The following is an 11,235-nucleotide window of genomic DNA, read 5'->3' as shown; positions in this document are numbered from 1 at the left end:
GTCCGGGACATGTTCGAGCGGGCGATGACGTTCGGCGAGTTCATCGGGTACTACGGTCTCGCGCGCTCGGAGGGCGTCGTACTGCGGTACCTGAGCGACGCGTACAAGGCGCTCCGGCAGACCGTGCCGCCGGACAAGGTCGACGAGGACCTGACCGACCTGATCGAGTGGCTCGGCGAGGTGGTCCGCCAGACCGACTCCAGCCTGCTCGACGAGTGGGAGGAACTGACGAACCCGACCGACGCGGTCGCCGTCGCACCGACCCCCGCGGGCCCGCGCCGGATCACCTTGAACACCAGGGCTTTCCGGGTCCTGGTCCGGAACGCGATGTTCCGCCGGGTCGAGCTACTCGCCCTGCACCGCTGGGCCGAGCTGGGCCAGCTCGACACCGAAGCCGGCTGGGACGCCGCCCGCTGGGCCGAGGCCGGTACGGCGTACTACGCCGAACACGACGTGGTCGGCACCGGCCCGGAGGCCCGCGGCCCGGCACTGTTCCTGGTCGAGGAACACCCGGGCTTCTGGGAGGTCCAGCAGATCATCGACGACCCCGAGGGCAACCACGACTGGCGCATCACCGCCACGGTCGACCTCGCCGCCTCCGACGAGGCGGCCGAACTCGTCCTCGAGCTGGTCTCGTTCAAGCCGTTGTAGGCCACACCACGTCGACCTCGGTCTCCGCCTCGTAGTCCACCCCCGGTACCTCGAACCCGTACAGCCGGCGTACCTCGGAGAGGAACCACGCGGCGTCCGCGACCTCGGCGATGTTGTCCTGGGTCGCGGCCTCCCACTGCGCCCGGACCGCGCCCTGCACCTCGTCGGACAACTCCCACCGGTCGAGGCGGATGCGGCCCTCCTCGTCCAGGTCGAGCGGCGCCTCGCCGGTCAGCTGATCCCACAGCGCGACCGACTGCTGGACGGGCGTCTGCAACGCGGTCACGTGGTGCAGGAGGCTGACGTACAGGCCGATCCCCGGGATCGCCGACGACGACTGCGTGACGGCCGCGCCGTTGACGGAGGTCATCGCGGTCACCCCGTCCTTGGCGAGCTTCAACGCCGTCTGCTCGAGGTCGGCCTTCGCGGCGCCGATCGAGCCCTGGCGGTAGAGCGGGCCGGTCAGCTCGGAGCCGATGTACGTCAGCGCGACGGTGTTGAAGCCGGGCTTGAGCAGGTCGCGCTCCTGCAGCGCGGTGACCCAGCGGGTCCAGTCCTCGCCGCCCATCACCTTCACGGTCTGGGCGATCTCGTCGTCGGTCGCGACCTCGATCCCGACCGCCTCCTGCAGCACGGGCTCGCCGTCCTCGAAGGCCAGGCTCTTGGTGCTGTGCGGGGCGCCGATCGCCTTCAGCACCGACTGGTACGTCTCGCCGGTGCGCGGGTCGGTCCGCCGGGGCGCGGCGACGCTGTAGATCAGGTGGTCGATACCGCCGAGGTGCGAGGCGACCAGGTCGAGCACCTCGTCCTTGGTGGTGTCCGCGAAGGCGTCCGCGTTCACGAACGTCCACGAGCGGCCGAGCTCGGCGGCCAGCGCGGCGGTCTCCGCGGTCCGGTACCACCCGGCGGTCGCGGTCCGGCGGGCCGTCGCCGCCTTCTCGAAGCAGACGCCGACCCCGTCGATCCCGAACCGCGCGAGGCCCGCGATCGTGGTCGCCAGCCCGTAGCCCGAGCTGGACCCGATCACCAGCGCCGTACGCCGCTCAGGCGATCGTGGCGCGACCTCCGCCACCATCTCCCGCACCACTCGCGCGCACCCAGCAGGGTGCGAGTCAAGAAAGAGGAACCCTCGCCCAACCGGCTTCACCACACGCGCACTCATGCAGAGACCCTAACCCGCCGGATCGGCCGATCCGGCCGGAGTTCCGGAAGAGTGCGCGGAGAATGCCGGTGCGGTTCCGGTTCAGTTCCAGTACATCTCCGCGTCGTCCGGCTCGACGACGACGTCCCCGCCCAAGCGGCGCAGGTTGCCCGCGAAGTCGGTGTAGCCGCGGTGCACGTGGTGAGCCGCCGATACCAGCGTCTCGCCCTCGGCGGCGAGGCCGGCCAGCACCAGTGCGGCACCGGCCCGGATGTCGGACGCGACCACCGGGGCGCCGGACAGCCGCGGTACGCCGCGGACCACCGCGTGGTGCCCGTCGGTCTGGATCTGGGCGCCCAGCCGGGTGAGCTCCTGGGCGAACGTGAACCGGCCCTCGAACAGATTCTCGGTCACCATCGCCGCGCCGTCGCTGAGCGCGTTCAGCGCGATCACGAATGCCTGCAGGTCGGTCGCGAACCCGGGGTACGGCAGCGTCACCACGTCCACCGGCTTCGGCCGGTCGTGCATCCGGACCCGGAAGCCCGGGTTCAGCACGGTGATCTCGGCGCCCGCCCGGTGCAGCTTGTCGAGCGGCAGCTCCAGGTGCTCCGCGTGGCCGTTGGTGACGGTCACGTCGCCCTTGGTGATGGCGGCCGCGAACGCCCAGCTCCCGGACACGATCCGGTCCGGGACCACGGTGTGGTCGACCGGGTTCAGCAGCCCGTTCACGCCGGTGATCTCGATCCGCGGCGAGCCGGCGCCGTCGATCTGCGCGCCCATCTCGACCAGCATCGCGGCGATGTCCTGGATCTCCGGCTCGCGGGCGGCGTTCTCGATGATCGTGGTGCCCTTCGCGAGCACCGCCGCCATCATGATCGTCTCGGTCGCGCCGACGCTCGGGAAGTCCAGCCAGACCTCGGCGCCGTGCAGCCCCTGCGGCGCCTCGGCGATCACGAACCCGTGCTCGATGTGCACCTTCGCGCCCATCGACTCCAGCCCGGCGACGTGCATGTTCAGACCGCGGGAGCCGATGTTGTCGCCGCCCGGCAGCGCCACCTCCGCCCGGCCGCAGCGGCCCAGCAGCGGGCCGAGCACCGAGATCGAGGCCCGCAGCTTGCGGACCAGCTCGTAGTCGCACTGGTGCCCGATGGCACCCGGTACGGCGATCGTCGCGATCCCCTGGTCCGCGTCCACCTTCACCGAGCAGCCGAGTGTGTCCAGCAGCTGGGCCATGAACGTGACGTCCAGGATCCCCGGCACCTGCCGCAGCGTCGTCGTACCCTCGGCGAGCAGCGCCGCCGCCATCAGCTTGAGCACACTGTTCTTCGCTCCGGCCACCTCGACAGCGCCGTCGAGCCGTGCCTCACCCGCGATTCGAAACCGTTCCACCGGTCGACTGTAGCGTTTGACCGGCCGGGTCTTTGCGTAGAGTCCTGGCATGGCTGTGAACTTGACGCGGATCTACACCCGCACCGGTGACGCCGGCGAGACCCGCCTCGGCGACAACTCGACGACCTCGAAGACCGACCCGCGGCTGGCGGCGTACGGCGAGGTCGACGAGGCGAACTCGGCGATCGGGGTGGCGATCGCCGCCGGGCACCTGAACAGTGCGATCGCGGTGCTGCTGACTCGGATCCAGAACGACCTGTTCGACGTCGGCGCGGATCTGTGCAACCCGATCACGCCGGATCCGGAATACCCGCCGCTGCGCGTCACCCAGGACTACGTCGACCGGCTGGAAGGCTGGTGCGACGAGTACAACAATCGTTTGACCAAGCTCCGCTCGTTCATCCTGCCCGGCGGTACCGAGGGCGCCGCGTACCTGAACGTCGCCCGGACCGTCGTCCGCCGCGCCGAGCGGGCCGGCTGGACCGCCGTCGAGGCGCACGGCCCGTCGATCAACCTGCTCGCGATCACGTACCTGAACCGCCTGTCCGACCTGCTCTTCATCCTCGGCCGGGTCGCGAACCTGTCCTCCGGCGGCGACGTCCTCTGGGTCCCCGGCGGCGAGCGGGACTAGCCGATCTCCCAGTTGAACGGCATCCGCAGTACTCCCGCAGGCGGCAGCCCGAGCGCGCTGTAGAGACCGGTGGTCAGGCCGTCGAGTGTCAACGGCGCCGCGGTGACTGCCAGATCATCGGTCGTCGTCGGCGCCTTGAGCTGGCTCAACAGGTTGCGGTGCGGTACTGCGGTCACGGCGATCTCGTCGCGGTCCAGACCGGCCCGGTTGCACGCCAGCGTCAGCGCGTGCTGGAAACCGCCCAGCTCGTCGACCAGCTTGTGGCTGTGTGCGTCGGCGCCGGTCCACACCCGGCCACGCGCCAGCGACTCCAGCCGCTCCTCAGCGAGCCCGCGGTCCTGTGCAGCCTTGGCGACGAAGTCCTTGTAGATCCGGTCGAGTATTTCCTCCACTCGCGCCCACTGCTCGTCGGTGAACTCCTCCTGCGCCGAGTACATCTGTGCGTTCGCACCCTCGGACACGGCCTGCTGTGAGATCCCAATGCGGCCCAGTGCATCCCGTACGACGCCCTTGCCGGTCAGTACGCCGATAGAACCGGTGATCGTGCCCGGTTGCGCCACGATCACGTCAGCCGGCATCGCCACGAAGTACCCGCCGGATGCGGCCACACTGCCCATCGACGCGATCACGGGCCGCCCGGTGGAACGCAGCCGCAGTACCTCGTTGCGGATCGCGTCAGAAGCGACGTACGAGCCGCCTGGGCTGTCAACGCGGAGCACTACCGCCTTCACGCGGTCATTGGCCGCTACGGCACGCAGTGCGGCGCCCACGGTGTCTGAGCCGGAGCCAGGGCCGCCCATGGGGCTGTTGGAGTTGCGGCCGACCGAGATACCACCAGTCACCCGCACGACAGCCACCAGCGGCTTCTGCGGCCAGGGGAGCGTCCTGCGTACTTCGTCCAGTGTCCGCGGCCCACGCCGGATGTACCGCTCCACCAGCAGCCTGTCGTCGTACTGCAGCTGCTTCTCGAGCTCGTCGTACACATCCGACCGGTACCCGAGCCGGTCGACCAGCCCCGCGTCCAGACCGGCCTGCGCAGCCAGCGGCGCACTGTCGACCAGCTCCCGGACCCGTGTGGTGTCCAGCCGTCGCCGTACGGCGATGCCCTCGACGATCTGCTCGTACGCCGACTCCGCCAGGCGTGCCGCCATCTCCTTGGCCGGCCCGGTCATCTCGCGCTCGGTGAACGTGTCGGCCGCGGTCTTGTACTCACGCCGCTTCCCGAACTGCGGGATCACGCCGGCCTTGTCCAGCGCACTGCGGATGAAGACCGCCTGCACCGAGACGCCCGTGATCGCCAGGTCGCCGGACGGCTGCAGCCAGATCTCGTCGAACGCCGTCGCCAGGTAGTAGGGGACGGTGCCCTGGCCGGTCTCACCGAACGACTCGGTCCACGCGACAGCCGGCTTTCCCGACGTACGGAAGTCAGCCACCGCCTCACGCAGGTCCTGCACCTGTGCGAGTGACAGCCGGTGGCCGCCGAGGTGCGCGACCACACCGACGACACCGTCGTCACGGGCGCCCTTCCGCAGTGCGCCGACCAGCTCGCGCAGCGTTGGCAGGTGCCGCATCCGGAACGCGGCCACGGGCGAAGCGGGTGGCGTCTCGAGTACGCCGCGGGTCAGGTCCAGCTCAAGCAGTGTCCCCATACTCCGACCCTAGACGCTCGGAAAAGGACCTGTCCCAGCCCAGCACGGCTGGACGGGGACAGGTCGGTTACAGCTGGATCACTCGCCGACGCGCTGCGGCCCGCCCGAGCCGGTCAGCAGGAAGTGCACCTTGGCCCCGAACGTGGCCTTGAAGGTGCCGTAGCTCTTGATGAGCGTGCTGGTGCCAGTGGCCTTGCTGACGGCGTACACGGTGGCTGTGTTGGTGTCGTGGTCGAACGCGGTCAGCAACGTGCTGGTCGCGCCGCACCGCTGAGCGACGAGCGAGTCGAACGCCGCGAACCCAGAGGCACGCACCTGCTTCACGACAGGCTTCATCGGCAGCGTGACCGGCACGTGCACGGTGTAGAGCGCACCGCCCTTGGTCAGCACGAGCAGGGTGTCGTACGTCGCGGTCTCCGCGATCAGGGTCATCGCCTTGACCGAACCGAACCCGGGCGCCGATCCGAACGATCGCGCCTTGTCTTCGACCGCATAGCGGTACAGCGAGCCGTTGGCGTGCAGGCCGTAGAGGAATGTCTGCGCGTTCGTGCCGTGCGGGTAGTTGGAGTCGGTGATCTGGCTGAACCCGCGCCAGCCGGTGCCCAGCTTGATTGCCTGAACGGTCGGCGTGGTCGCCGTCCCCTTGTACGTGGTGATGGCGCCGTACAGGTTGTCCCCCTGCAGGACGAGGCCGTGGAAGAGGTCGGTCGTACCGTAGCTCTCCAGGTACCAGCTGGCGCTCGATCGGACGCCGAACAGTTTGTACGGGTCCAGCGGGTTCACCGTGACCGGCCGGGTGGCTGTCACGTCGTACCCGCCGGCTGTTCCGGTCGCGTTGACGGCACCGGCGGCGAGGCCGCACGCGGTGGCCGCGGCCTGGGCGTTGGTGGTGGGGAGCTTTCCGGCGCTCTTGCCGGCGGCCCGGAACGAGTCCCGGCCGGGCTTGGCCGCGGTCGCGGCTGCTGGTACCGCTGCTGCGGTGACCAGGGCCAGCCCGGCCAGCGCGAGGGCAACACGTCGCATTCTCATGGTCCGTACATCGGACGGCGTGTACTCGCTGTTACCGGAACCACGGACCGTTACGGATTTGGTGCAGGCCGGTCGTCAGGAAGAAGTGTCGAGCAAGCCGCGGGCGGCGGCTTCGTCGTGGGGCCAGACGTACACCGTCCAGCCGTCCGTCGTGCGGGCCGCGGTCGCCTTGATGCCGAAGGTCTTCAGGCGGGCGACCAGCACACGGGCCTCGTTGTACGACGCCACGGTGCGGATGTCGGTGAGCAGGCCGAAGGTGTCCCGCTCGGCGGGGGTCTGGTCGACCCGGCGGACCAGCGACCCGCCCTTCGCCTTCGAGAACGCCCAGCGGCACAGCAGCACCATCACACCGGCCAGGGCGATGGCCACGACCGGGAACAGGAAGTACTCCTCGGGCAGCACGCTCACCATTGTCTCGCGGATCAAAAGATCGTGAGGTGTTGGCAACCTTCCGTGTCTTCGGGGAGTCTTTACGAACACAAGCTGTCACGCGGCCGATGGAACTCGGGGGCCGCCGGATGAGCGGAGGGCACGGACATGCTCGCACCGACGTACAGCAAGCCCGACAACGTGGTTCACCTGACCGGAATCCTGGACGTGCGCTCGGTCGGCGACGTCCGTCAAACCCTCAACCACCTCATCGACACCTCGGCCGGCGACGTGATCGTCGACCTGGAAGAGGTCGACGCGGTCGACGCCACCGGCCTCGGCCTGCTGGTCGCCACCCACCGCCGCACCCAGCTCCTGGGCCGCCAACTGGTCCTCTGGCACCCGATGCCCTCGGTGGTCCGCATCCTCGCCGTCACCCGCCTCCACCGCGTCCTGAACGTCGAACGCACCCCACTCCCGATCAGTGCCTAGGTCCCGCCTGGCGGCCCCGCGCCTACTGCGCGGCACTCGGCACGGCGTCTGACCACCAGGCGGGACCTGTGTGATCCAGACCCCTGGTGACGCCAGTCACGAGGGGCAGACTCACAAGGTCACGTAGTCCTACTCTCGGGTACATGGCCGATCGACCTTGGGTGATGCGGACGTACGCGGGGCACTCGTCCGCGGGGGAGTCCAATGCTCTGTTTCGGCGGAATCTGGCGAAGGGGCAGACCGGGTTGTCGGTCGCTTTCGACCTGCCGACGCAGACCGGGTACGACGCGGACCACGCGCTCGCCAAGGGGGAGGTCGGGAAGGTCGGCGTGCCGGTCGCGCACCTCGGGGACGTCCGGGCGTTGTTCGACGGGATCCCGCTGGCGCAGATGAACACGTCGATGACGATCAACGCGACCGCGATGTGGCTGCTCGCGCTGTACCAGGTCGCAGCGCAGGAGCAGGGCGCGCTGCCGGACGAGCTGACCGGTACGACGCAGAACGACATCGTCAAGGAGTACCTGTCCCGCGGTACGTACGCGTTCCCGCCGGACGCCTCGCTGCGGCTGACCACCGACGTGATCGCGTACACGGTCGCGAACATGCCGAAGTGGAACCCGATCAACATCTGCAGCTACCACCTGCAGGAGGCCGGTGCCACGCCCGTACAGGAGCTGGCGTTCGCGCTGTCGACCGCGATCGCCGTACTGGACCGGGTCCGTGACGGCGGGCAGGTGCCGCCGGAGCGGTTCGGGGACGTCGTACAGCGGATCTCGTTCTTCGTGAACGCCGGTGTGCGGTTCATCGAGGAGACGTGCAAGATGCGCGCGTTCGTCCGCCTCTGGGACACGCTGACCCTGGAGCGGTACGGCGTGACGGACGCGAAGGCGCGCCGCCTGCGGTACGGCGTCCAGGTGAACTCGCTCGGCCTGACCGAGGCGCAGCCGGAGAACAACGTGCAGCGGATCGTGCTGGAGATGCTCGGCGTGACGCTGTCGAAGAACGCGCGGGCGCGGGCCGTACAGCTGCCGGCCTGGAACGAGGCGCTCGGGCTGCCGCGGCCGTGGGACCAGCAGTGGTCGTTGCGGATGCAGCAGGTTCTGGCGTACGAGTCGGACCTGCTCGAGTACGACGACATCTTCGACGGCTCGCACGTGATCGAGGCGAAGGTCGACGAGTTGGTCGCCGGTGCGCGGGAGGAGATCGACCGCGTGCAGGCGATGGGTGGCGCGGTCGCCGCGGTCGAGAGCGGGTACCTGAAGCAGGCGCTGGTCGCGTCGCACGCCGAGCGCCGGCAGCGGATCGAGTCCGGTGAGCAGATCGTCGTCGGCGTGAACAAGTTCGAGAACACCGAGCCGTCGCCGCTGACCGCCGACCTCGACACCGCGATCCAGACCGTCGACCCGGCCGCCGAGTCCGCCGCGCTGGAGTCCCTGCACAAATGGCGCGCCGCCCGCGACCAGGACGCCGTCGAGGCCGCGCTGACCAAGCTCCGCACCGCGGCGAAGACGACCGACAACCTGATGCCGGTCACGCTCGAATGCGCACGCGCCGGCGTGACCACGGGGGAGTGGGCCGGCGTACTGCGGGAGATGTACGGCGAGTACCGCGCACCGACGGGCGTGTCCGGCTCGATCGGCCAGTCCGCGGGCGGGGACATCGCCGAGGTCCGGCAGAAGGTCGGCGCGACCTCTGCCGAGCTGGGCGGCCGGCTCCGTTTCCTGGTCGGAAAGCCCGGCCTGGACGGTCATTCGAACGGCGCCGAGCAGGTCGCGGTCCGGGCCCGGGACGTCGGGTTCGAGGTCATCTACCAGGGAATCCGGCTGACCCCCGAGCAGATCGTCGCCGCCGCGGTCGCCGAGGACGTGCACTGCGTCGGCCTGTCGATCCTGTCCGGCTCGCACATGGAGCTGGTCCCGCAGGTCGTCGAGGGTCTCCGCGAGGCGGGTCTCGAGGACGTGCCGGTGGTGGTCGGCGGCATCGTCCCGGAGGCCGACGCCGCCGCTCTCCGGGCCGCCGGGGTGGCCGCGATCTACACCCCGAAGGACTACGACCTGACCGGCATGATGGCCGACGTCGTCGACGTGATCCGGCACGCGAACAAGCTGTAGTGTCGAGGTCCGTGACCTTGTACGGCGAGAAGTGGCGGCCGCAGCAGCACTTCACCGCCAGGCAGTTCGGGCCGGAGCTGCTGGAGCCCGGCAAGCGCCAAGAGGGCTGGCTCAACGACCTGAACGGTCTTGTGTACTACGAGGGCGAGTACCACCTGTTCGCCCAGCGCTGGAACAAGTGCTGGATCCACGCCGTCAGCAACGACCTGGTGCACTGGACCGAGCTGCCGCCCGCGTTCTGGGAGGAGGCTCCCGACACCGGTGTGCAGTCCGGCTCGGTGGTGATCGACTACGGCAACACGTCCGGGCTGTCGCCCGACCCGGAACGGCCGGCGATGGTCGCGTTCTGGTCGCGCAACGACAACCTGAGCCAGTGCCTGTCGTTCAGCCTCGACAAGGGCCGCACCTGGCAGCACTACGAGGGCAACCCGATCATGAGGATGCCCGAGCGCGACCCGAAGGTGTTCCGGTACGACGACCACTGGGTGATGCTGCTGTACGGCGACCAGCAGTACCACCTGCTCACGTCGCCTGACCTGCTGCACTGGACCCGCACGGGCAACGTCGTACCGGACAGCTTCGAGTGCCCGGACTTCTTCGAGCTCCCGCTCGACGACGGAGACCCGAAGTGGGTGCTGGTGCGCGGTGACGGGAAGTACTCCGTCGGCACGTTCGACGGTACGGCGTACACCGAGGAGTCCGGGCAGTTGCTGTCGGACGCCGGACCGAACTTCTACGCCACCCAGACCTGGAACAACACCGAGACCGGCGACGGCCGCCGGATCCAGGCCGCGTGGATGCGGGACGGCCGCTATCCCGGGATGCCGTTCAACCAGCAGGTCACGATCCCGTGCGAGCTGACCCTGCGCACGGTCGACGGGAAGCCGCGCCTGTTCCGGACCCCGGTCCGCGAGCTGACCACGTTGTACGCCGGCAGCACGCACTGGTCCGGCATCGTGAAGCCGGGCGCCGACCGGGTTCTTGCCGACGGGCCGGTCGAGGCTGACCTGCACCTCGACGTCGAGATCCCGTCCGGGGCGACCCTGACCGTGGACGTCTCCGGTACGACGACGGAGCTGACCGGCACCACCGTGGCGTCCCAGGAGGTCTCGGGCAGGCTGCGGACCGTCCGCGTGCTGATCGACCGGACCTCCGTCGAGGTGTTCGCGAACGACGGTGAGGTGTCGATCTCGCGCTGCTACCTGCCGGCCGGCAGCGGGCTGGTACTGACCGCGACCGCGCCGGTCCAGGTCGCGGCGACCCTGCACAGTCTCGCGTCGATGTGGCCGGATCGCTGATCCGGCTGGTAGAAGGAGTACATGACCTTGACCAGCACACGCAGGCTGTCCAACGGAACCGAGCTCCCGGTGTTCGGGCTCGGGGTCTGGCAGGTGAACGACGGGCTCGAGTGCGAGCGTGCCGTGCGGTGGGCGCTGGAGGCCGGCTACCGGCTGATCGACACCGCGCAGGCGTACCGCAACGAGGCCAGCGTCGGGAAGGCGATCCGGGAGAGCGGCGTACCGCGCGAGGAGATCTTCCTGACCACCAAGTTCTACCCGGGCGGGAAGGACGCGCGGGTCGAGGCGGAGAAGAGCCTGGAGCGGCTCGGCACCGACTACCTCGACCTGTACCTGATCCACTGGCCACAGGGCGGGCCGACGTGGGCGTGGCCGGCGATGGAGGCCGCGGTCGACGCCGGCCTCACCAAGGGCATCGGCATCTCGAACTTCAGCGCCGCCGAGCTGGCCGAGCTGGGCAAGGTGGCCCGCATCC

The 11,235-nt window shown here is 69.4% G+C and carries 11 protein-coding genes; 6 read left to right on the top strand and 5 right to left on the bottom strand.

Translation table 11 applies throughout. From position 1 onward, the window contains the following. Positions 1–651, top strand: a 651-nt coding sequence (locus VFF46_RS36335; RefSeq protein ID WP_325041799.1) for a DUF3516 domain-containing protein, incomplete at its 5' end; no start/stop codon positions are given. Here VFF46_RS36335 and fabV read toward each other — a convergent pair. After that, positions 638–1,813 (bottom strand): enoyl-[acyl-carrier-protein] reductase FabV, encoded by a 1,176-nt coding sequence (fabV, locus tag VFF46_RS36330; RefSeq protein ID WP_325041798.1) that lies wholly within the window; start codon positions 1,811–1,813, stop codon positions 638–640. The two genes, VFF46_RS36335 and fabV, sit on opposite strands and share 14 nt — an antisense overlap. A gap of 81 nt (positions 1,814–1,894) precedes the next feature. Next, positions 1,895–3,181, bottom strand: coding sequence for a UDP-N-acetylglucosamine 1-carboxyvinyltransferase (gene murA / locus VFF46_RS36325; protein ID WP_325041797.1), 1,287 nt, complete (start codon positions 3,179–3,181; stop codon positions 1,895–1,897). Between the two features lie 49 nt (positions 3,182–3,230). Between murA and VFF46_RS36320 the strand changes: the two genes are divergently transcribed. After that, positions 3,231–3,812, top strand: coding sequence for a cob(I)yrinic acid a,c-diamide adenosyltransferase (locus VFF46_RS36320; protein WP_325041796.1), 582 nt, complete (start codon positions 3,231–3,233; stop codon positions 3,810–3,812). On the opposite strand, the gene sppA is transcribed toward VFF46_RS36320, so the two are convergent. The 3 genes from sppA to VFF46_RS36305 all read right to left on the bottom strand — a co-directional run bounded on the left by sppA (position 3,809) and on the right by VFF46_RS36305 (position 6,901). Then, entirely contained in the window at positions 3,809–5,461 is a 1,653-nt protein-coding gene (gene sppA / locus VFF46_RS36315) for a signal peptide peptidase SppA (RefSeq protein WP_325041795.1), read from the bottom strand. The two genes, VFF46_RS36320 and sppA, sit on opposite strands and share 4 nt — an antisense overlap. Before the next feature lie 78 nt (positions 5,462–5,539). Continuing rightward, on the bottom strand, positions 5,540–6,484 hold the full coding sequence (locus VFF46_RS36310; RefSeq protein WP_325041793.1) for a hypothetical protein: 945 nt from the start codon (positions 6,482–6,484) through the stop codon (positions 5,540–5,542). Positions 6,485–6,565: 81 nt separating this feature from the next. Further along, on the bottom strand, positions 6,566–6,901 hold the full coding sequence (locus tag VFF46_RS36305; RefSeq protein ID WP_325041792.1) for a hypothetical protein: 336 nt from the start codon (positions 6,899–6,901) through the stop codon (positions 6,566–6,568). Between the two features lie 126 nt (positions 6,902–7,027). Between VFF46_RS36305 and VFF46_RS36300 the strand changes: the two genes are divergently transcribed. From VFF46_RS36300 to VFF46_RS36285, 4 genes are all read left to right on the top strand, one after another. Then, complete coding sequence (locus tag VFF46_RS36300) at positions 7,028–7,351, top strand: STAS domain-containing protein (RefSeq protein ID WP_325041791.1); 324 nt, start codon at positions 7,028–7,030, stop codon at positions 7,349–7,351. Between the two features lie 86 nt (positions 7,352–7,437). Then, the gene (locus VFF46_RS36295; RefSeq protein ID WP_325041790.1) at positions 7,438–9,462 is read left to right on the top strand and encodes a methylmalonyl-CoA mutase family protein; all 2,025 of its coding nucleotides are present in this window, start codon (positions 7,438–7,440) and stop codon (positions 9,460–9,462) included. Between the two features lie 11 nt (positions 9,463–9,473). Beyond that, a complete protein-coding gene (locus VFF46_RS36290; protein ID WP_325041789.1) occupies positions 9,474–10,760 on the top strand; it encodes a glycoside hydrolase family 32 protein in 1,287 nt (428 codons plus the stop codon). A gap of 21 nt (positions 10,761–10,781) precedes the next feature. Beyond that, positions 10,782–11,235 (top strand): aldo/keto reductase (locus VFF46_RS36285; protein ID WP_325041788.1); only part of this gene is annotated, 454 nt, incomplete at its 3' end.

This window comes from Kribbella sp., assembly GCF_035655035.1.
GTDB lineage: Bacteria > Actinomycetota > Actinomycetes > Propionibacteriales > Kribbellaceae > Kribbella.
Note: the sequence above shows the minus strand (reverse complement) of the source record. Positions and strands in the feature narration are given on the sequence as shown.